Raw genomic sequence first — 20,568 nt, 5'->3', positions numbered from 1 at the left:
AGGGCGGGTGGAGCGCAGGTGCGGCACACCCGGCGACCGGCTATGCCCCGCCGGCCGGTCACGTCGCGGCCGTTTCCCTCCCTGCCGGTCCTCCTCCGGAGAGCGCCTGGCCGGCGGTGTTCGAGCAGTTCTCCCAGCAGGTGCTGCTGTTGAGCGAACAGCTTCGTCCCGCCCTGGACCAACTGGAAGGCGAGGAAGAGGACCCCGATCGGCTGCAACTGCTCTACAGAGTCGATCATGCGGTCACCCGGATGCGCCGCGTGGCGCGCGAGATGGGAGTTCTGGCCGGGCGCGACTCGGGGGAGATGGGTGGGCACACCACCTCGCTCGTCGACGTCGTCCGCCTCGCCGAGTCCTCGATCGAGCGGTACACCCAGGTGGTCATCGCCAAGGTCGTCCAGCTCGCCGTGGTCCCGTACGCCGCCGATGACGCGGCCTGCCTGCTGGCCGTGCTGCTGGACAACGCGACCAGGTACTCCCCGTCCCGGGTCACCGTCAGCGCCTACCTGCTGGACAACGGCGCCGTCATGATGCGGATCGAGGACGGGGGCATCGGCATCAATCCGGATCGGCTGCAGGCCGTCAACGCGATGCTCGCCGGGCCCGTCCCGCCGATCGGGCCGGACACCGCGCGCCACACGGGCTTTCCGGTCGCCCACCGGCTGGCGGCCAAGCACGGGATCAGTGTGCAGTTGGCGTGCCGCCCGGCGGTGAGCGGCTCCGCCCAAGGCACGGTCGCGATGGTGGTGATACCGCCCGCGCTGCTGTGCGAACTGGTGGAGGATCCTCCCGCTCCGCCCCGTCCGGCGGCGGCCGCGGCACCGCGTCCCCCCGTCGCCGTGGATCGGTCGCTGACCCATCTGACGATGCCGGAGCCGGAGCCGGTTCCCGCCGAGGCTCCAGTCGCACAGTCGGCGGTCACCGGCCTCGACCCGCTGCCGCGACGGGAGAGCGTGAGCCTGCGGAGTTCGGAGGCGATGCCGAAGGCGAGCGCCACCCTGCGTTCGGTGCCGGCGCCCGGCGGCGGGCAGCAGGCCGCCCAGTCGTTCGCCGAGGACCTGGAGGCCTTCGCCTCGGGCGGCCGCATCGCGGGCGGGCACGAAGCCGACGACCCCTCGGAGGGACGAGCCGAATCATGACCGTCAACGTCGACAACGACCGGCCGCAGGGCCCGGAGGGCTTCGGCTGGCTGCTCAACGATTTCGCCGACTCCACGCCCGGGGTCGCGCACGCGCTGCTGGTGTCCTCCGACGGCCTGTTGCTCGTCGGCTCCGGCCGGATGCCCACCGACTTCGCCGACCCGGTGGCCGCCATGACCAGCGGCATGATCAGCCTGGCCAACAACATCGCCCGCAGGGTCGGGGAGAGCGGCTGCGAGCAGGTGATGCTGAAGTTCCCGGCCGGCCACTTCCTGTTCATGAGCATCGGCAGCCTGGCCGGGCTGGCGGTGCTGGTGTCCGAGGGCGCCAACCTCGGTGCGGTGGCCCACCAGATGAGCCGGCTCGTCGAGAGCGTCGGGCACGTGCTGACCCCGCAGATGCGCGACGACCTGCGCCGGATGTCGACCGCGCAGAGGACGCCATGACCCGCGCGCTCCCCGCGACTGGAGGTCGACCATGACGGCCCATCCCTGGGTGCGGCCCTACGTCCTGACCGGCGGGCGGACCCGCGGGCGCCGGCACCTGCTCGTGCACACCCTGGTGACCGGACGTGGCTACGACGCCGCGTTCGCCGCGCGCCTGCTACCCGAGGCCCGCGCCCTCTACGACCGTGTGCACTCCGCCGAGGAGTCGGTTGCGGAACTGTCGGCGAACTGCGGGGTGTCGCTGGGAGTCACCCGAGTCCTGCTGAGCGATCTGGCGGCGGGTGACCGAGTCGCGATCGGGTCTGGGATCTCCCCGTACGACCCGCGCATCCTGGAGAGAGTGATCGATGGTCTACGCGAGCTCGCCTGACCGCCCGCCGCAGTCGCGCGCCTCGGCCAAGATCGTCGTCGCGGGCGGGTTCGGCGTCGGCAAGACGACCCTGGTCGGCGCGGTGTCGGAGATCCCTCCGGTCAACACCGAGGCCTGGATGACCCAGGCCGCCAAGACCGTCGACTCGGTCGCCGGCGAGCCCGGCGGCAAGACCACGACCACCGTCGCGATGGACTTCGGGCGCATCACCATGGCCGCCGATCTGATCCTGTACCTGTTCGGCACGCCCGGCCAGCCGCGCTTCTGGCCGATGTGGGACGACCTGTGCCGGGGCGCCAGCGGGGCGCTCGTCCTGGTGGACACGCGCCGGCTGGACCTCTCCTTCCCCGCGGTGAACTACTTCGAGAACGACTCCGACGTGCCCTTCATCGTCGCGGTCAACCTGTTCGACGGCCGGTGCTCCCACCCGCTCCCCGCGGTGCGGGACGCGCTGAGGCTGCCGGCCGAAGTACCGCTGACGACCTGCGACGCCCGCGACCGCGGCTCGGTCGCCAGGGTGCTCACCGAGACCCTGACCCACACCCTGCAGACCACGGCCGGACGGCGGTCCGGCGCCGTGGCCACCCCCTGATGCCCCGGGGATCTTCGGCTAGGAGGACGCGTTGCGCAGGATTCTGATCATCGGTGCCGGGCAGGCCGGGCTGCAGCTCGCCCTGAGCCTTCAGTCCGAGGGCTACGAGGTGACGGTGATGTCGGCTCGGACCCCGGAGGAGATCCGCGGCGGCCGGATCATGTCGACCCAGTGCATGTTCTGGCCGCAGCTCCAGCTGGAACGCGACCGCGGGTTGAACCTGTGGGAGGAGCAGGCCCCCAGGATCGTCGCGCAGCGGCTGACGGTCGCCGGGCCGCCCGGCCAGGAGGCGCTGCAGTTCGTCGGCCGATGGGACGACTACGCCCAGTCGGTGGACCAGAGAGTGAAGATGGCGGGCTGGCTGGAGCTGTTCGAGTCACGCGGCGGGAACGTCGTCTACCACGGGGTGATGACCTCCGACCTGGAGGGCCTGGCCGCGCTGTACGACCTGACGCTCGTCGCGGCCGGCAAGGGGGAGCTGGTCGAGCTGTTCGACCGGGACGCGTCCCGGTCCCCCTACGACCGTCCGCAGCGGCACCTGTCGTGCATCTACCTGCACGGTATGTCCCCGCGGCCGGACCACCCCGAGCCCCATGTCCGGATCACCGCGACCCCGGGGATCGGGGAGTTGTTCTTCATGCCGGGCTACACCAACACCGGTCCCTGCGACATCATCCTCTGGGAGGCCGTGCCCCGAGGGCCGTTCGACGTGTGGTCGGACCGCCCGTCCCCGGACGGCCACCTGGCCCGGACCCTGGAGCTGATGCGCCAGTACGCCCCGTGGGAATACGAGCGGGCCGCCGGCGCGGAGCCCACGGACGCCCGCTGCACCCTGTACGGAGGCTACGCACCGGTCGTGCGGCACCCGGTGGGACGGCTGTCGGGCTCGGTGAACGTTCTCGGCATGGGTGACGTGCTCGTGGCGAACGACCCGGTCACGGGGCAGGGCTCGAACAACGCCGCGCGCTGCGCCGCGATCTACTGCCAGGAGATCATCCGACATGGGGACCGGCCGTTCGACGCGAAGTGGATGCAGCGAACGTTCGACGTCTTCTGGGACTACGCGCGGCATCCGACCGCCTACACCAACATGATGCTCGGCCCGCTGCCCGAGCATGTGCAAAAAGTGCTCGGTGTGGCGGCTCAGAACGAGGCGGTCGCCTACCGGTTCGCCTACGGGTACGCCAATCCCCACGACTTCGCGAACTGGCTGATGGATCCCGCCGAAACCGACGCCTACCTGGCCTCTCTCTGACCGGTCGGCGAGCGCCGGCGTCCGTAGTCGGCCGGGAGGGCTGTGTGGCCCCGCCCACCCCGTCTCCACCGACATCCGCGCCCCGCCCGTGGTCCCGGCCACCATCGACCAGTCGGCCCTGTACTGAGAGCGAGCGCACCATCGGCCCGCTGCACTGATGCTGCCGACGATCTTGTGCGAACGAGACCCCGTCCGTGCGTCGATGAAGGGGCTCGGGCGCACCGTTCGCAAGTACGGGCCGGTACGGGGGCCGGGCGGGGGCCGTCGTTCGCGGGCCTGATCGGGCGGTTCGCCGAGGTGCGGTGGCACTGAGCGGGTCAGGTGCGGCGGGTGAACCTGCCGGAGAAGCCCCAGCCGCAGCCGAGCAGGACGCCGCCGATCGCGGCGACGATGCCGAGGGCGGGGACGTCCAGCATCGCGAGGAGGGCGATGACGAGACCGTAGAGAATGGTCAGGGTGAACATGCAATTCCTAGCGGTGTTTGCGGACATGCCTAGAATGTTCCCGGTGCCGGTCCAGCAGGGGTATCCACCGGTCGGTGGACAGGGGTGAGCGATGACCGGCGTCGATCCGGTGATGGCGCGAGCGGCGAACGTCTGGTTCCGGTCGTATCCGTTCTGGGACGCCTACTTCGCGCTGGTGCTGGTCGGCACGATCGCGGCGACGGCGGCGGACGGCCTGCCGCCGGGGCGGCGGGCGGCGGCGATCATGCTGCTGGTGCTGCTGAGCCTGGCGTACGCGGCGGTCGGGCGGAAGGCGCTGCGGTCGCGGGAGGAGAAGCGGCCGGGGTGCCGGCTGTATGCGGCGGCGCTGGTCCTGATGTTCGTGCCCGCGACGCTTCTGGCGCCGGTGACGTCGACGGGGCTGGCCGCGCTGGTACCGCAGGTCTACATGATGTACGGGGTGGGCCGCGGGTTCGCCCTGATGGTCGTGCTGTTCTCGGGGGCGATCGGCTCCGCGATGGCGGCGTCCGGCGCGGGCGTGACGCTGACGCTGGTGATGATGCTGGTGTCGATCGCGTGCAGCGCGCTGCTCGCCACGTTCATCGGACGGCTCAGCGCGCAGAACCGGGAGCGGGCCCGGCTGATCGACGAGCTGGACCGCACCCGCGGTGAGCTCGCGGAGGTGAGCCGCGAGGCGGGCGTGCTCGCCGAGCGGGAGCGGCTGTCGCGCGACATCCACGACACGATCGCGCAGGGGTTCACCAGCATTACGATGCTGGTCCAGGCCGCCGAGGCGGAGGTCGGGCCGAACCGGCATCTGGGCCTCATCGCGCGGACGGCGCGGGAGAACCTCGCCGAGACGCGAGGGCTGGTCGCGGCGTTGGCGCCGCCCGCACTGGCGGAGGGGTCGCTGGTGGAGGCGCTGCGGCGGCTCGCCGCCGGCTTCGTGCTTCCCGTGGAGTTCGATGTCGAGGGGGAGCAGCGGCCGTTGGAGACGGAGGCGGTGCTGCTGCGGGTGGCGCAGGAGTCGCTGACGAACATCCGCAGGCATTCCGGCGCTGGATCGGTGTGGATGTCGCTGGAGTTCGAGCGGGACGCGGTGCGGCTGACGGTCGCCGACGACGGCCGGGGGTTCGACCCGGTGACCGCGTCCGGGTTCGGGCTGCGGGGGATGCGCGGGCGCGTCGAGCAGGCGGGCGGTGACCTGGTGGTGCGCAGCGCCGCGGGCGAGGGCGCCGTGGTCGAGGCGGTCGTGCCGTGCTCCGGGTGATGATCGTGGACGACCATCCGATCGTCCGGGAGGGGCTGCGCGGGATGCTCGCGGCCGAGCCCGGCATGGAGGTGGCGGCGGAGGCGGCTTCGGGGGACGAGGCCGTCGCGCTGGCGCCGCGGGTCGCGCCGGACGTGATCCTGATGGACCTGCGGATGCCCGGCGGGGACGGGGTGAGCGCGATCGAGCGGCTCGGGCCGGGGTGCCGGGTGCTGGTGCTGACGACGTTCGAGGACGATGCCGGCATCGTCGCGGCCGTCCGGTCGGGCGCCGCCGGCTGCCTGCTGAAGGACGCCTCGCGGGCGGACCTGGCCAGGGCGATCCGGGACGTCGCGGCGGGCCGGACGGTGCTGTCGCCGTCGGTGTCGGCGCGGCTGGGCGCGGTGAGGGAGGCCCCCGTGCTGTCGGCGCGGGAGACGGAGGTCCTCGCCCTCGTCGCGCAGGGCCTCACCAACGCCGAGATCGGAGGACGCCTGTTCATCGGGCAGGCGACGGTGAAGACGCACCTGCTGCGGGTGTTCGCCAAGCTCGGGGTGTCGGACCGGACGGCGGCGGTGATGGCCGCGATCGAGCGCGGCGTACTGCCGCCGCCCTGAGCCGCTAGTCCTCGGTGTTCGCGCTGCCACCGGGGAGGCCGCCCGTTTGTGGCGCACGTCACACGCCTTCGGCTGTCACAGGGCTCCCGGCGCCGGTGCCCCATGGACGTCAAGATGCCGCGCGGACGATCCGCGCGGTACCGGCTATCGCGAATGGGGGACCGATGACGAGCGTGGAGCAGACCTCGGTGCTGATCACCGGAGGCAACAAGGGGCTGGGGCTGGAGGCGGCCCGGCGGCTCGGGGAACGGGGCTGGAAGATCTTCCTCGGCTCGCGTGACGAGGGCCGGGGACGGGCAGCCGCCGACAAGCTGACCGCCGGCGGCGCGAACGTGGTCCTGGTGCCCTTGGACGTGACCTCCGACGAGTCGGTGCTCGATGCCGCGGCGCTCGTCCGCCGGCACACCGACCGTCTCGACGTGCTGATCAACAATGCGGGCGCCTCGGGAGGCGTGGTCGCGCCGGCGGACGCGGCGGCCGGGGACATCCATCCCGTCTACGACGTCAACGTGTACGGGCCGATCAGGGTCACGCACGCCTTCCTGCCCCTGCTGCGGGCGGCGGACAATCCGCGGGTGGTGATGGTGTCCAGCGCCGGCGGTTCTTTTGCGGTGGTGACCGATCCGGCCCAGCCGGTCTCGCGGATGCACGAGCTGGCCTACTCCTCCTCGAAGGCGGCGCTGAACATGGTCACCGTCCGGTACGCCCAGGCGCTGCCGGAGATCAAGTTCAACGTCGCCACTCCCGGCGAGGTCGCCAACCGCAAGTTCGCCGCCACCGACATGAACAGGCACACCGGCGAGCTCACGGTCACCGAGGGCACCGACTCGATCATCGAGCTCGCGACGATCGGCGCCGACGGGCCGACCGGGACCTTCATCGACCGGCTCGGCCCCGTCGAGTGGTGATCTCCCGCCGCCATGCCGAGCGTCCGCGGCGGCGCCGCGGGCGCTCGGCATGCAGTGGCCCGCCGCGAAGGCCGCCGGTCATGGTGGGCCTTGAGGGGACCGGGGCTCGGGTCGCGAGTAGGCCGGAAACATCCTCGACGAGCACGGCGAGAAAGGCCTCCTCGATTCTGCCGGCCGGTGAGCCCGCCTCGCCGATCTGTCGGCCTCGTGCAGATCGCCAGCGCGTCGCCTTGCGCACCGGGCAGGACGAGCGGTTCACCGGACCGATCTCAAGAGAGCAGCCCGATCGTCGGGGAAGGCCGTGGCCGGTTAATTCGTTTCGGTCGGGACTCGCCGTATCCGCTTGCCATTAGCAGGTTCGGGAAGCAGGCATTTTACCGAGGGCTTCACCTCATAGATGTCTCGTTCCGATCGGGCGAACTCCGGGGATCGGTGAGAACTTCCGATCTTGATTACCGACCTGTGATCACGAGCACCGTTCCAGGTCGGGTGCTGTCGTCCAGGGCGCGCCGTCGGAAAACGGGGAGTTACATGATATGCGGGTCCATGTCATGGCAGGCGCGTTCGATCGTGAGGCGTAGCTCTGCCGCCAGAGGAGAGATCCGGCTTCGGGGGAAACGAGGAGTGGGTGCCGCTATGGTGAGGGCTCCGACGACCTGGCCGGATCTGTCGACCGCGCACTTCCCGATGGCGCAGATGCCGGCCTCGGTGGCTTCGAGATTCAGCGCGTAACCGCTCCTGCGCACGCCGCGCAGCCCCTCCAGGAGCCGCTGGAAATCGGCCGTCGAGATTTTGCCGTCGCGGTCTGAGGCGGACGTATCCCGATGGGCCGCGGAACTCGACGCGTCTTCGGTCAAGTACAGCGCGGCCAGCTGCGCGTCGTCGAGTTCGGCTAGGAGGGCGCGGCCGCCCGACGACAGGTGCGCGGGAAGGATCGTGCCCTGCCGATCACCCACGTGCAGAGCCTGGTGGGACTCGACAGTGGCGAGGAAGCGCGTCTGCGTGCCGACCCGGACCATGAGGTTGACCGACTCGTTCACGCGGTCGCACAGGGCCTCCATGTGCGGAAGCAGCGCACGGCGTAGCCGTTGCATGCGCGGCCCGCCGAGCAGGCTGGGAGCCGAGAGGGCGGGCCCCGGCAGGTAGGTGTGGTTGTCGTCCTGCACGGCGAAGCCCCGGTACACGAGCATGGCCAGCAGCCGGTGCGCCGTGGAGCGGGCGGTTCCCAGCTCCGCGGCGGCCTCGCTGACACGCAGCCCGCCCTGGTCGCGCAGGACTTGCAGCAGGTGCAGGGCGTTGTCCACCGAGCGGAGCGGGTAAGGCGGCCTGTTCTCCATAGCAGAATACCGTACCGTTATCTGGAACCCCGCTCGTATGGTGCGGCTATGTCTGTTGGTTCACATCCGAGCTTCGGCATCGAGGGGCCGCCCTCCGAGTGGAGCCGCCTTCCCTCCGACGCCGCCGATTCGTCTCCGCGCGGCCGCCTGCACGCAGGAGTCACCGACCGCCGCCTGCCGCGGGTGTGGACGCAGCGTGACCGCCGGATGCCTGACCATCCGCCGCACAGGCAACGGCGCACGTCCGCGCTGGGACGGCCTGCCGCCGGTGGCTCCTCAGAGCGGACGACCGCTTTCTGCCGGACGGGCCGGAACGCGGAGCGCCATCGCCCATCGCCCATCGCCTCGCTCCGCAGCGATGCCTCCCGGCGGATCAGCGGACACGAGTGAAAGGAAGGATCATGGAACCCTTCAGCTCCGCGGTCTCGATCGCTGAGGCGGTCCGTTCGCGCAAGGTGAGCCCCGTGGAGGTCGTCGAGTTCTATCTCGGGCGCATCGAGCAATACGATCGCGAGCTCAACGCGTTCATCTGGCATGACCCGGAGCGGGTCATGGACGCCGCCGAGACGGCCACCAGGGCTGTCATGTCGGGCGAGCAGCTCGGACCCTTCCACGGTGTGCCCCTGCCGATCAAGGACCTGACCTCCGTGGCCGGGCAGCCCAACACCATGGGGTCGCTGGGGGTTCCCGACACGCCGCGCCATGGTAACGAGCTGGTCGTCGACCGGTTCCTGGAAGCGGGCTGCATCCTCATGGGCAGGACCAACTCCGCGGAGATGGGCACCCTGCCCGACACCGAGAACGCGCGCTACGGCCCGACGACGAACCCGTGGGACCTTCGTCGGTCGCCGGGAGGATCGAGCGGTGGCGCCGCCGCGGCGGTGGCGGCGGGCCTGGCCCCGCTGGCGCACGGCAACGACGGAGGCGGCTCGCTCCGGATGCCCGCATCGGCGTGCGGGCTCGTCGGGCTCAAGCCCAGCCGTGCACGCGTCCCCCAGCTCGTCCAGTCCTCGTGGGAGTACTGCAGTACGGAGGGTGTGATCACCCGCTACGTGCAGGACTCCGCCGCGATGCTCGACGTCATGTCCCGCCCGGACCCGCACGGCTGGTTCCAGGCGCCGCCGCCGGAGCGGCCCTTCGCCGACGAGCCGGGGAGGGATCCCGGCCGACTCCGCATCGGCCTGATGGTGGACGCCCCCACCGGACTTCCCGTCGATGCGGAATGCGTCGAGGCCGCGACGGCTGCGGCGTCGCTTCTCGACGCGATGGGCCACGACGTCCATCCGGTCTCACCGGAGCTGCTGAGCCCCGAGGCCGCGCAAGGCTACGTCGACCAGGTCATTCCCGGCTCCCTCTATGTGAATCCCTTTGCCGACCCCGACCGAGCCGAGCCGTACAACCGGTACCGGTGGGATCGGATGAAACAGGTCAGCGCCGGAGATTACGTCCGGACCGCGGTCCTGCTTCAAACCGAGACGCGCCGGATCGTCGCCCAGTGGCGGCGCGACTTCGACGTGCTCCTGACTCCCACCATGGCCTGCCGGCCGCCCGCACGCGGCGTCGTCCGCGCCGACGCGAACCGTGACGTGGCGACCGCGCAGCCCAGCGCGTTGCTGATGGTCTCCTTCACTCTGCTGGCCAACGTCACAGGTCAGCCCGCGATCAGCCTGCCGATCCACGTCGCGCCCACCGGGCTGCCCGTCGGCGTGCAGCTGATAGGCGCGCCGTTCGACGAGGCGACCCTGCTGCGGCTGGCCGCGGCGCTGGAGGCCCGGACGAACTGGCCCCTCACCGTCCCGGCCGACTACCGCTGAACCCCACCCCGATCAAGTTAGGAACGCACGACATGCGTCACCCCAACCGCAGACGCGCGCCCTTCCTGGCCGCTCTGCTCGCTTTCCCCCTGTTCCTCTCGCTCGCTGCCTGCGGGTCCACCCGCTCGGAGGGGTCGGCGGGCACGGTCACCTCCGCCCAGGTCGTCAAGGAGTCGACTGACGCCGTCACGCGCGCGTACGGCACGGCCGACTACACCGAGCCCGCGGCGGACGGGCCCAAGGCGGCCTCGGGCAAGAACATCTGGGTGATCTCCGCCTGGCAGCAGGTTCACGCGCTGGTCTACCAGGGCCGGGAAGTGTCGGCCGCCGCCGCTTCGCTCGGCTGGAGAACCCAGGTCTGCGACGGACGCAACAACGAGAGCGGTGGGTGGGGCGGCTGCGTCCGCCAGGCGACCGCGGCCCGGGCCGACGGCATCGTCCTGCTGGCGGTCGACTGCGCCCCGATGCGGCAGGCGCTCGTGGAGGCGAGACGCGCGGGCGTCAAGATCGCGTCTTTCAGCGGCTTCGACTGCGACGACCCGACCCAGGGCCGCAGCAAGGCGCTGTTCGACGCTCCGGCGCGGCACTCGGCGGCCACGCCCACGCTCGCCGACTTCTACACCCGGATGGGGCGCCTGCGCGCCGACACCGTCGTCGCCAAGACCAAGGGCGAGGCGAAGATCTTGCACGTGTCGTTCGAGGACGTGGCCATGGGCGAGTACCAGGCCAAGGGCTTCACCGACCGGATCGCCGCGTGCGGCGGCTGCCAGATCGTCGATTCGGTGAAGATCTCGCCCGCCGACGTCCCCGGAATCCGCCAGAAGTTCGAAACCGCTCTGCTGAAGCATCCGCAGGTGGACGTGGTCACCGTGGACATCGATCATTTCTTCGTGGCGGGCGTCCAGCAGGCCCTCGTCGCGGCGAACCGGCCCGGCCTCCTGGTGGTCGGCGGCGAGTGCCAGATCGACAACATGAACTACATCCGCAGCGGCAAGGGGCAGCAGATCTGCTACGGCGCCTCTGCGGGCTACCGGGCCTACGCGACCGTAGACGCGCTCAACCGGGCCTTCCAGGGGAGTCCGCCGGCGGCCGCGGGCGTCGGCCTGCAGATCGTTGACAGGACGCGCAACATGCCGGCGCCCGGGACCGAGTACACCGGTCCCATCGCCTACGACGGCCTTTACAAGAAGGCATGGGACCGCCAGAGCGGTGTGGAGGCGCCGTGATGTCCACCGCGTCTGGTGGACGAGCCGGTCCCGCCGCGGTCGAGTTGACCGACGTCTCCAAGTCCTTCGACGACGTCCGGGTGCTCGACGCTCTCAGCCTGCGGGTGGAGGAGGGGGCGGTCCACGCCCTCCTCGGCGGCAACGGGTCGGGGAAGTCGACCACCTTGAAGATCCTGGCCGGCGTGTACGGCGCCGACGACGGCGGGGCGATCGCGATCCACGGCAGGCGGTACGCCACGGGGTCGTACACGGCGGCGGTGGCGCGGTCGTCCGGTCTGCGGTTCGTCCACCAGGACCTCGGACTGGTCCCCGACCTGACGATCAGTGAGAACTTCGCGTTGGACGAGGGCTATCCGCGGTGGGCGGGACCTGCGATCTCGTGGCGGCGGTTGCACGGCCGGACGGAGGAGCGGTTGCGGAGGGCCCAGGTCGACCTCGACCCGCGGACCCTCGTGCGCGACCTGCGTCCCAGCGACCGGACCCTGGTCGCCATCGCCAGGGCGCTGCGCGACGCCGACGAGGGCGAGCGCGTGACGCTGGTGCTGGACGAGCCGACGGCGAGCCTGCCCCACCACGAGGTCTCGCTCCTCCTGGAAGCGCTGCGGCGCTGCCGGGCCCGAGGGCAGACGATCATCTATGTCAGTCACCGCCTGCGCGAGGTGCTCAGCATCGCCGACCGGATCAGCGTGCTGCGCGACGGGGCGGTGGTGGCGACCGCCCCGCCCGGGGAGCTGGACGAGGCCCGGGTGGTCGCGCTGATGGCGGGCGAGGCGGCCCGCGAGCGTGCCGCACGGCGCGCTCCCGGGCGGAAGGTCCCGCCGCGGGGCGGGGCGGCCGGGACGCCGATCCTGCGCGTGCGCGACCTTGCCGGGGGGCCGCTGCGCGGGGTGGATCTCGAGGTCGGGCAGGGAGAGATCGTCGGAGTGGCCGGCCTGCTCGGATCGGGCCGCTCCAGTCTCCTCCAGGCGCTCTTCGGGGTCCTGCCGGTGGACGCCGGCCGGATCGAGATCTGCGGTGCGCCGGGCCGGCACCGGACCGTGGCCGCCGCGATCGGCGCGGGCATCGCACTGGTGCCCGAGGACCGGGCGCGGGACGCGGCGTTCGCGGACCGCCCGGTGTGGGAGAACATGTCCGCCACCGTCGTCGGTGACTACTGGGCGGGCTGGCGGATGGCGCGTCGTGCCGAGCGGCGGGACGCCGCGGCCCTGTTGGAGCCCTTCGCGGTCCGGGCCGCCGGTCCCGACGTCGCCTTCGGTGCCCTGTCGGGGGGCAACCAGCAGAAGGCCGTGCTCGCGCGCTGGTTCCGGCTCAATCCGCGGCTGCTGCTGCTCGACGAGCCCACCCAGGGAGTGGACGCGGTGGCGCGCGCGGAGATCCACGCTCTCATCCGCGAGCACGTCGCAGGCGGCAACGCGGCACTGGTGGTGTCGTCGGACTTCGAGGAGCTCGAAGGGCTCTGCGATCGGGTCGTCATCCTGCGCGAGGGCGTCGACGCCGGCGAACTGAGCGGTGATCGGTTGACCGAGGCCGCCATCGCCGCCGCGACCCAGACCACGTGAAAGGGACTTGAAGATGGTCAATGTCAACGGCCCGACCGACACGGGGGTGGCCCCGGGGCCTCCCGTGACGCCCCCCGGGAGCGGCCCGGAGAAGAGGGCGGCGTACGGCGTCCGGAGCTCCCGTGCCGCCGTCGCCGTGGTCGAACGCTACGGCCTGCTGCTCATGCTCGTCGTCATGACAGTCGTGTTCGCAGGCCTGCCGGAGTCCGGAGAGGCTTTCCGTAGCTCGGCGAACGTCCAAGCACTGCTGGCCAACCAGGCCGTGGGGCTGGCCGTCGCGCTGGCGCTGCTGTTCCCCATGGCCGCGGGCTACCTGGACTTCTCGGTCGGCGCCGTCAGCGCGACCGCGTGCGTCGTCGCGGCCGCCGGGATGTCGCGGTTCGGCCTCCCGATGCCGGTGGCCGTCGCGATCGCATTGGCGGCCGGTGTCCTGATCGGTGTCGTGCTGGGGCTGCTGGTGGCGCGTTTCTCGATGAACCCCTTCATCGCGACACTGGGCATGGCGACCTTGCTGGGCGGCGCGATCTTCGCCTATACCGACGGCATGCAGATCACCGAGGGCATCGCGGGAGGGCTGACCGACCTCGGGTCGCTGACGTGGTTCGGCGTTCCCCGGATCGTGGTGGCGGCGGCGGGGATGGGAGTCGTCGTGTGGTTCGTCATCGGCCAGACGCCGCTCGGCCGCCATCTCTTCGCGGTCGGCTCCAACGCCAACGCGGCCCGGCTTGTCGGTGTCGACGTCATGCGCGTCCAGTTCCTGTCGTTCGTGCTGTCCGGTCTCGTCGCCGCGGCGGCGGGGGTGCTCCTTCTGGCGCGCCAGGGCGCGGCGACCTCCGACAGCGGCATGAGCCTGCTCTTCCCGGCGCTGACCGCGGTCTTCCTCAGCACCATCGTGATCGAGCTGGGACGTCCCTCCGTCCTCGGGACCGTCATCGGGGTGCTCTTCGTAGCGGTCAGCGTGAGCGGCCTCACTCTGGTCGGCGCCCCCTCCTGGGTCAGCCAGGTCTTCAACGGGGCCGCTCTGCTGGTGGCGGTGGGCATGGCGAGCATCGGCCGGCCCCGCGGAGGAGTCGCCCGCGGGTGACGTGCCGCCAAGCGGCCCCCAAGGGTGCGGCAGGCCACTTCTGTCCTCCGCCCCGAGGGGGCCGCTCTCAGCGCACCGGTGCCGACTGGGCGTCCGTGCCTGCCCTGCTAACTCTGCCGGGTCACCGCCCGCGGAGCGTGGCACGGAGTGCAGTCGCCGCCTGGGCCGAGCCTCGTCCGGGGACCCTCCTCAGAAGGAGTCTTCGGCGACGTCCATGATGGCGTTGTCGGTGGATGCGACGATCGCGCGACGAACCGCCAGTTCGGGCAGGACGGTGCGAGCGAAGAACCGTGCGACGTCCTGCTTGCCCGCGTAGAAGGCCCGGTCCGCGGCCGGCAGCCCCGCCTCGTCCAGCCTGCCCAGGGCGCGGGCGGCCTGCCGCAGCAGCAGGTATCCGATCACCAGGTCGCCGGCCGACATCAGCAGGCGGGTGGTGTTCTGGCCGACTCTGTAGATCTCGCGCGGGTCGCGCTCGGCGGCGCGCCACTGGTCGATCATCGCGTCGACCATACCGTTGACGTCCTCCAGGGCCGCGCGTACGGCGGCGGACCCGTGCTTCAGCCGGTCGTCCCCGAGGGAGTCCAGGAAAGCGGTCACCTCTGCCGTCAGGGCACCGAGCGCGACCCGCTCGTTCCTGAGGATCTTCCGGAAGAAGAGATCCTGCCCCTGGATCGCGGTGGTCCCCTCGTAGACAGTGTCGATCTTGGCGTCTCGCAGGTACTGCTCCACGGGATGGTCTTGCAGGTAGCCCGAACCGCCGAACGTTTGCAGGGCGTGGGAGAGCCGCTCGCAGGCGCGTTCGGAGGCGACGCCTTTGACGATGGGCAGCAGCAGTTCGTTGATCGCACGTGCCGCGGTGGTGTCGGCCCCCTCGTGCTCGGCCAGAATGATCTCGTCCTGCAGCGCGGCCGTGTAGAGGACCAGGGCGCGAAGCCCTTCCGTGTACGCCTTGGTGAGCATCAGGCCGACGCGCAGGTCGGGGTGATGGATGATCGTGACGGGCGGGGCGGTTCTGTCGCCCTTGCGCGCGAGGTCGGGCGACTGGATCCTCGTCCTGGCGAACTCCACGGCGTTCAGATGCGCCGTCGACAGTGTCGCCATGGCCTTCACGCCGACCAGCATCCGGGTGTGCTCGATGACATCGAACATCTGGGCGATGCCGTCGTGGACGTCACCGAGGAGGTAGCCGATCGCGGGCTCGCCCGCGCCGAAGCTCAGCTCGCAGGTGGTGGAGGCCTTGAGTCCCATCTTGCGCTCAAGACCGGTGGCACGCACGCCGTTGCGGCGGTCGATCCTCCCGGTCTTAGGATCGAAGAGGAACTTCGGCACGATGAACAGCGACAGCCCCTTGGTGCCGGGCGCCGCTCCCACCGGCCGCGCGAGCACGAGATGGACGATGTTCTCGCTCAGGTCGTGTTCGGCGGAGGTGATGAACCGTTTGACGCCCTGGATGTGCCAGGTGCCGTCCGGCTGCGGCAGCGCCCTGGCACGGCCGGCACCGACGTCCGAACCCGCCTCCGGCTCGGTGAGCGCCATGGTGGCACCCCACCCTCGTTCGATGATGTGCCGGGCGATCAGGCGCTGGGACTCGGTGCCGTGACGATGCACGACGCCGGCGAACGCCACGCCGGTGCCGTACAGATGCATGGCCGGATTGGCGCCCAGGATCAGCTCGGCGACGGCCCACACCAGCGGTCGCGGAGCCGCGACGCCACCGAGTTGCACCGGTGCCTCCAACCGCCACCACTCGGCGTCTCGAAGTGCCGCGTAGCCCTTCTTGAAGGAGGCCGGCAGCGTCACCGAGCCGGTCGCCGGGTCGAAGACCGGCGGATGGCGGTCCGCGTCGGCGAACGAGTCCGCGAGCGGACCCACGGCGAGCCTGTGGACCTCGTCCAGCACGTGGCGCATGGTGTCGCGATCCAGGTCCGGAAACCGGCCGCCCGCACCGGGGGCCTTGTCGACGCAGAACACCTCGAACAGGTTGAACTCGATGTCACGGACGTTGCCTCTGTAATGCCCCATGGTGCGGAGCTCCTTGTTCTCACAGGTGACGAACTGGGCCGGGCGACCGCGGCGCGGTGCCGGCGGACACGGCCGGCCCCGTCCCCGGGGGACGGGGCCGGGCATGGCGGTTCGCGGATCAGGCCAGGTATCGAAGGACGGGGCGGGCGACGCAGACGGGTTTGCTCCCTCGCTCCGCGTGGATCACTGCGTCGGCGACGAGCTGGACGCCACCATGGATCTCGGTGACCTCGTCGATGACCGCTTGGAGCCGGATGCGGGCCCCGCTCGGCACCGGCGCGGGGAAGCGTACCCGGTCCAGACCGTAGTTGATCTTCGTGGTGGCGTTCCGGACGTCGAGCAGCTCGCTCCACAGAGGGATGAGCAGCGAGAGCGTGAGGTGACCGTGGGCGATGGTGCGGCCGAACGGGCCGTCCTTCGCGGCGTCGGTGTCGACGTGGATCCACTGGTGGTCGTCGGTCGCGTCGGCGAACGTATCGATGCGACGCTGGTCGACGGTGAGCCACCGGCTGTGGCCGAGGTCCTCGCCGACCAGTGCGGCGAGCTCGGCGAGTTTGACGGTCCTGGGCATCGGGTTCTCCGTGATCATCCGGTCAGGCCGAGGAGCCGGCACGCGTTGTGCTTGAGGATCTTGGGCCGGACCTCCGGCTTGATGTCGAGGCGCTCGAAGTCGGCGAGCCAGCGGTCGGGTGTGATGACCGGGAAGTCCGACCCGAACAGGACCTTGTCCTGCAGGAGCGAGTTGGCGTAGCGGATCAGGTTGGGAGGGAAGTATTTCGGCGACCAGCCGGAAAGGTCGATCCAGACGTTGTCCTTGTGGGTGGCGACCGCGAGCGCCTCGTCCTGCCAGGGGAAGGAGGGGTGGGCCATGACGATCGTGAGGTCGGGAAAGGCCGCCGCGACTTCGTCGAGCAGCATCGGGTTCGACAGGCCGAGGCGTATCCCCCCGCCGCCGCGCAGCCCGGCCCCGATTCCGGTCTGGCCGGTGTGGAAGACGGCCGGGACGCCCTGCGCGGCGATGGCCTCGTACAGGGGATAGACGGCCCGGTCGGCCGGATCGAAGCCCTGCAGGCTCGGGTGGAACTTGAAACCGCGGACACCGTACTCGCCGACGAGCCGGGCCGCTTCGGCGACGGCGGCGCGGCCCCGCGCCGGGTCCAGGCTCGCGAAGGGGATCAGAACGTCGGGATGCCGGGCGGCGGCCTCGGCGACGAACTCGTTCGCGATCGGCGGGTGGCCGGTCGCCGCCTGGTGGTCCACGGTGAAGACGACGGCCGCCATCGCCCGGTCGCGATAGGTCCGGGCGATCTCCTCCGCGGTCGGGGTGCGGTGGTCCGACTTGAAGTACGCCGCCGAGGCCTCGAGCAGCTCGCCGCCCATGGACGTGTGGCCGGCGTCGTCCACCTCGATGTGCACGTGCACGTCGATGGCGGTGAGGGCGTCGGTGTGGATCTTCGATGACATGGAATCACTCCTGGGGCAGAGGCAGTTGCTCGCCGAATGTCTGGAGGTGGGGGGTGAGCGTCGTGGCCCAGACGGCGGCCAGGTCGTCGGCGCTCCAGCCGCCGGCCGAGTAGGCGGCGTTGATCTGCTGAGGGTGCGACCAGACGCCCACCCGGTCACCGCCGATGCCGATCGCCTGACCGGTGACGTCCGCGGCCGCGTCCGACGCGAGGAACGTCACCAGCCCGGCGGCGTCCCGCGGAGTGCCGAAACCCAGCGTGCGGCGCACGAAGGACGGCAGTTCCGCTCCGCGATCCAGCGCCTCGACATGAGACTTGAGGAAGGGCACCGTCCGGGTCATCGCCGTACCCGCGACCGGGACGACGGCGTTCACCGTGATCTGTGACCTGGCGAGTTCCATCGCCCAGGTGCGGACCATGCCCACGATGCCGGCCTTGGCGGCGGCGTAGTTGGTCTGGCCGAAGTTGCCGCGCTGCCCGGTGGGGGAGCCGACGCAGATGATCCTGCCGCCCTCGCCCTGCGCCCGCATGGTGACGGCGGCCGCTCGCACGCAGGTGAAAGTGCCCCGGAGGTGGACGTCGATGACCGCGTCGAAGTCCTCGTCGGTCATCTTCCACACGACCGTGTCACGCAGCACTCCGGCGTTGGTGACCATCACGTCGAGCCGGCCGTACTCGCCGACGGCGCGATCGACGAGCGCCTGTGCGATCACCGAGTCGCCGACGGCGCCGACCTCGGCCACCGCGGTGCCACCGCCCGCACGGATCGATGCCGCCGCGGCCTCGGCCGCGCCGGCATCCACGTCATTGACCACCACCCGGGCGCCGGCCGCGGCCAGGTCCTGGGCGTACGCCAGCCCCAGCCCGGCACCGGCACCGGTGACGACGGCCACCCTCCTCGCAAGATCCATGACCTCTCCTCCACGTTCGGGCGTCCGCTCTTCGCGGACCGCAGCCTGGACGGTACGGCAATATAGATGATAAATTCAATCATTGATGTTCGCATCGTTTGGGAGACGGGTGCTGCGGTGACAGGACGTGAAGAGGGGGAGCTGGCCGGCGACGTCGGCTTCCTGATGGCCCGTACCAGCGGGCTCATGGTGCGGATCACCAACAGCCACCTGGCCGGCCACGGTTTGCGGGTTCGGCACTTTTCCGTCCTGTCGTACGTGTGCGACCGCGACGGGGTCTCCCAGCGCGAGATCGCCGCCTACCTGGGGCTCGACCCGAGCCCGGTGGTCGCTCTGGTCGACGCCCTGGAGGCTGAGGGGCTGGTCGAGCGCCTGCCTCATCCCGGCGACCGGCGTGCGCGACTGGTCGCACCCACTCCGCGCGGACGGGAGCTGCGCAAGCAGGCGAAGAAGGACGTCGAGGCGGCCAGGGAACGATTCCTGGAGCGTCTGGCCCCCGAGGAACGCGATCTGCTGCTGGTTCTGCTGCAGCGGTTGGCCTTCTCCGGCAACGGGGACCTCGCTCCGGCAAGCGGAAAGGACTCCTGATGCGGAACCAAGGCCTTGGATCATGGCCGGCCCGCCGGGCGCGCAGCGGCCCTCACCGGGCCGCGCTTCTCAGCGAACACGGCTCCGTCAGCTACGCCGACCTCTACCTACGGGTGACGAGGCTCGCCCACGCGCTGCGCGAGTTCGGGGTCGGCCGCGGCGACCGCATCGCCTACCTCGGTCCCAACCGCCCCGCCTTCGTGGAGAGCCTGTTCGCCGCTCACACACTCGGCGCCGTCTTCGTCCCGCTCAACACCAGGCTGGCGGTCGCGGAGGTGGAGCACCAACTCCGCGACTGCGGGGCGTCGGTGCTGATCTACAGCGCCGAAAGCGCCGGTGTGGTGGCGAACCTGACGGCGGCGCCGCTTCTGGTGGCCGTGGACGGCGGCGTGGACGGCGGCGTGGACGGCGTGCTCGACTACGAAGCGGGCGTCCGAGCCGCTCCCGACGACCCTGTCGACGAGCCCGTGGGCCACGATGACGCCGCACTCATCCTCTACACCTCGGGCACCACGGGCAGCGCCAAGGGGGTGGTGCTGACCCATGGCAACGTCATCTGGAATTGTCTCAACACCCTGGTGGAACTGGACCTGGCCGGAGACGAGGTGACCCTGGTCAGCGCGCCGCTGTTCCACGTCGCGGCGCTCAACATGACCTTGCTGCCGACCTTGCTCAAGGGCGGCGCCGCCGTACTCATGCCCGGTTGGGACGTCGACGCCTGCTTCGACCTCATCGAACGCCACCGGGTGACCTGGATGTTCGGCGTGCCGACGATGTTCGCCGACCTGGCGCGGTCGTCCCGCTGGGCGACGGCCGACCTGTCGTCCGTGCGTTCCCTTCTGGCCGGCGGAGCACCCGTGCCGCTGCCGCTGATCCGCACGTACCAGGAACGCGGACTGGAGTTCCTGCAGGGCTTCGGACTGACCGAGGCCGCACCGGGCGCCCTCATCCTCAGCGCCCAGATGAGCACGGCCAAGGCCGGATCCGCCGGTGTCCCGCACTTCTTCAGCGACGTCCGTCTGGAACGCTCCGCCTTGGCCGATGCGGTGGGCGAGATCCTCATCCAGGGACCGACCGTGATGCCGGGGTACTGGGAGCGCCCCGAGGCCACCGCCGCGGTACTGGCCGAGGACGGCTGGCTGCGGACCGGTGATGTGGGGCGGGTGGACGAAGACGGGTACTTCTACATCGTCGACCGCATCAAGGACATGTACATCTCCGGCGGGGAGAACGTCTACCCGGCCGAGGTGGAGGCGCAGATCCTGGAACACCCGGACGTCGCGGAGTGCGCGGTCATCGGGGTGCCTGACGGCCGCTGGGGCGAAGTGGGCCGCGCCTTCGTCCGGCTACGGACCGGTGCCGTCCCCGACCGGGACGGTCTGATCGGCTTCCTGACCGGGCGGCTGGCGCGCTACAAGATCCCCAAGACCGTCCAGTTCGTCGATGACCTGCCGCGCACCGCGTCGGGGAAGATCCACAAGCGGGCGCTGCGGTGAGACGACCGCACGGTCGGCGGACGGCCCCGCTCGCCGACCCGTCCTGATC

The 20,568-nt window shown here is 70.8% G+C and carries 20 protein-coding genes; 14 read left to right on the top strand and 6 right to left on the bottom strand.

The window, feature by feature from the left end:
- Positions 1-149 precede the first annotated feature (149 nt).
- The 5 genes from CHC11_RS11920 to CHC11_RS11900 are packed head-to-tail and all read left to right on the top strand — an operon-like array spanning position 150 to position 3,802.
- Entirely contained in the window at positions 150-1,139 is a 990-nt protein-coding gene (locus CHC11_RS11920; protein ID WP_143227034.1) for an ATP-binding protein, read from the top strand.
- On the top strand, positions 1,136-1,585 hold the full coding sequence (locus CHC11_RS11915) for a roadblock/LC7 domain-containing protein (protein ID WP_089311759.1): 450 nt from the start codon (positions 1,136-1,138) through the stop codon (positions 1,583-1,585). The genes CHC11_RS11920 and CHC11_RS11915 overlap by 4 nt, the downstream gene beginning before the upstream one ends.
- A 31-nt stretch (positions 1,586-1,616) precedes the next feature.
- Positions 1,617-1,955 carry a DUF742 domain-containing protein gene (locus CHC11_RS11910; protein WP_089311758.1) on the top strand — a complete coding sequence of 113 codons (339 nt, stop codon included), beginning with the start codon at positions 1,617-1,619 and terminating at the stop codon, positions 1,953-1,955.
- Positions 1,933-2,547: a GTP-binding protein gene (locus CHC11_RS11905; RefSeq protein ID WP_089311757.1), complete on the top strand. Its 615-nt coding sequence runs from the start codon at positions 1,933-1,935 to the stop codon at positions 2,545-2,547. Before CHC11_RS11910 ends, CHC11_RS11905 begins: the two co-directional genes overlap by 23 nt.
- A gap of 31 nt (positions 2,548-2,578) precedes the next feature.
- Positions 2,579-3,802, top strand: coding sequence for a styrene monooxygenase/indole monooxygenase family protein (locus CHC11_RS11900; RefSeq protein WP_089311756.1), 1,224 nt, complete (start codon positions 2,579-2,581; stop codon positions 3,800-3,802).
- A gap of 317 nt (positions 3,803-4,119) precedes the next feature.
- Here CHC11_RS11900 and CHC11_RS41250 read toward each other — a convergent pair whose 3' ends face one another.
- A complete protein-coding gene (locus CHC11_RS41250) occupies positions 4,120-4,266 on the bottom strand; it encodes a hypothetical protein (protein WP_179278804.1) in 147 nt (48 codons plus the stop codon).
- 91 nt (positions 4,267-4,357) lie between these two features.
- Between CHC11_RS41250 and CHC11_RS43405 the strand changes: the two genes are divergently transcribed.
- The 3 genes from CHC11_RS43405 (at position 4,358) to CHC11_RS11885 (ending at position 7,019) form a co-directional block, all read left to right on the top strand.
- Positions 4,358-5,515, top strand: a complete 1,158-nt coding sequence (locus CHC11_RS43405) for a sensor histidine kinase (protein ID WP_089311755.1) — start codon at positions 4,358-4,360, stop codon at positions 5,513-5,515.
- Complete coding sequence (locus CHC11_RS11890) at positions 5,503-6,111, top strand: response regulator (protein WP_089311754.1); 609 nt, start codon at positions 5,503-5,505, stop codon at positions 6,109-6,111. Before CHC11_RS43405 ends, CHC11_RS11890 begins: the two co-directional genes overlap by 13 nt.
- A gap of 164 nt (positions 6,112-6,275) precedes the next feature.
- Positions 6,276-7,019 (top strand): SDR family NAD(P)-dependent oxidoreductase, encoded by a 744-nt coding sequence (locus tag CHC11_RS11885; protein WP_089311753.1) that lies wholly within the window; start codon positions 6,276-6,278, stop codon positions 7,017-7,019.
- Positions 7,020-7,546: 527 nt separating this feature from the next.
- Here the strand turns inward: CHC11_RS11885 and CHC11_RS11880 are convergent.
- Complete coding sequence (locus CHC11_RS11880) at positions 7,547-8,356, bottom strand: IclR family transcriptional regulator (protein ID WP_089311752.1); 810 nt, start codon at positions 8,354-8,356, stop codon at positions 7,547-7,549.
- Between the two features lie 401 nt (positions 8,357-8,757).
- Here CHC11_RS11880 and CHC11_RS11875 point away from each other — a divergent pair, with 401 nt between their 5' ends.
- From CHC11_RS11875 to CHC11_RS11860, 4 genes are read left to right on the top strand one after another with little or no spacing between them, the layout of a single operon-like run.
- Complete coding sequence (locus CHC11_RS11875) at positions 8,758-10,170, top strand: amidase (protein ID WP_179278803.1); 1,413 nt, start codon at positions 8,758-8,760, stop codon at positions 10,168-10,170.
- A 32-nt stretch (positions 10,171-10,202) separates the two neighbouring features.
- Positions 10,203-11,396, top strand: a complete 1,194-nt coding sequence (locus CHC11_RS11870) for a substrate-binding domain-containing protein (protein WP_089311751.1) — start codon at positions 10,203-10,205, stop codon at positions 11,394-11,396.
- Entirely contained in the window at positions 11,396-12,955 is a 1,560-nt protein-coding gene (locus tag CHC11_RS11865) for a sugar ABC transporter ATP-binding protein (protein WP_179278802.1), read from the top strand. The genes CHC11_RS11870 and CHC11_RS11865 overlap by 1 nt, the downstream gene beginning before the upstream one ends.
- 13 nt (positions 12,956-12,968) lie before the next feature.
- Positions 12,969-14,039, top strand: a complete 1,071-nt coding sequence (locus CHC11_RS11860; RefSeq protein WP_089311749.1) for an ABC transporter permease — start codon at positions 12,969-12,971, stop codon at positions 14,037-14,039.
- A 189-nt stretch (positions 14,040-14,228) separates the two neighbouring features.
- Here the strand turns inward: CHC11_RS11860 and CHC11_RS11855 are convergent, their stop codons facing one another.
- From CHC11_RS11855 to CHC11_RS11840, 4 genes are all read right to left on the bottom strand, one after another.
- Entirely contained in the window at positions 14,229-16,061 is a 1,833-nt protein-coding gene (locus CHC11_RS11855; RefSeq protein ID WP_089311748.1) for an acyl-CoA dehydrogenase family protein, read from the bottom strand.
- A 118-nt stretch (positions 16,062-16,179) separates the two neighbouring features.
- Entirely contained in the window at positions 16,180-16,632 is a 453-nt protein-coding gene (locus CHC11_RS11850) for a MaoC family dehydratase (RefSeq protein ID WP_089312117.1), read from the bottom strand.
- Positions 16,633-16,646: 14 nt separating this feature from the next.
- On the bottom strand, positions 16,647-17,525 hold the full coding sequence (locus CHC11_RS11845; protein WP_089311747.1) for an amidohydrolase family protein: 879 nt from the start codon (positions 17,523-17,525) through the stop codon (positions 16,647-16,649).
- Positions 17,526-17,529: 4 nt separating this feature from the next.
- Positions 17,530-18,435, bottom strand: coding sequence for an SDR family NAD(P)-dependent oxidoreductase (locus CHC11_RS11840; RefSeq protein ID WP_089311746.1), 906 nt, complete (start codon positions 18,433-18,435; stop codon positions 17,530-17,532).
- 117 nt (positions 18,436-18,552) lie between these two features.
- Between CHC11_RS11840 and CHC11_RS11835 the strand changes: the two genes are divergently transcribed.
- The gene (locus CHC11_RS11835) at positions 18,553-19,023 is read left to right on the top strand and encodes a MarR family winged helix-turn-helix transcriptional regulator (RefSeq protein ID WP_218826037.1); all 471 of its coding nucleotides are present in this window, start codon (positions 18,553-18,555) and stop codon (positions 19,021-19,023) included.
- Positions 19,023-20,519 (top strand): acyl-CoA synthetase, encoded by a 1,497-nt coding sequence (locus tag CHC11_RS11830; RefSeq protein ID WP_089311744.1) that lies wholly within the window; start codon positions 19,023-19,025, stop codon positions 20,517-20,519. Before CHC11_RS11835 ends, CHC11_RS11830 begins: the two co-directional genes overlap by 1 nt.
- Positions 20,520-20,568: the final 49 nt, after the last annotated feature.

Source organism: Actinomadura mexicana (assembly GCF_900188105.1).
Classification (GTDB): Bacteria; Actinomycetota; Actinomycetes; order Streptosporangiales; family Streptosporangiaceae; genus Spirillospora; species Spirillospora mexicana.
This window is presented reverse-complemented; position numbering and strand designations above follow the sequence as displayed.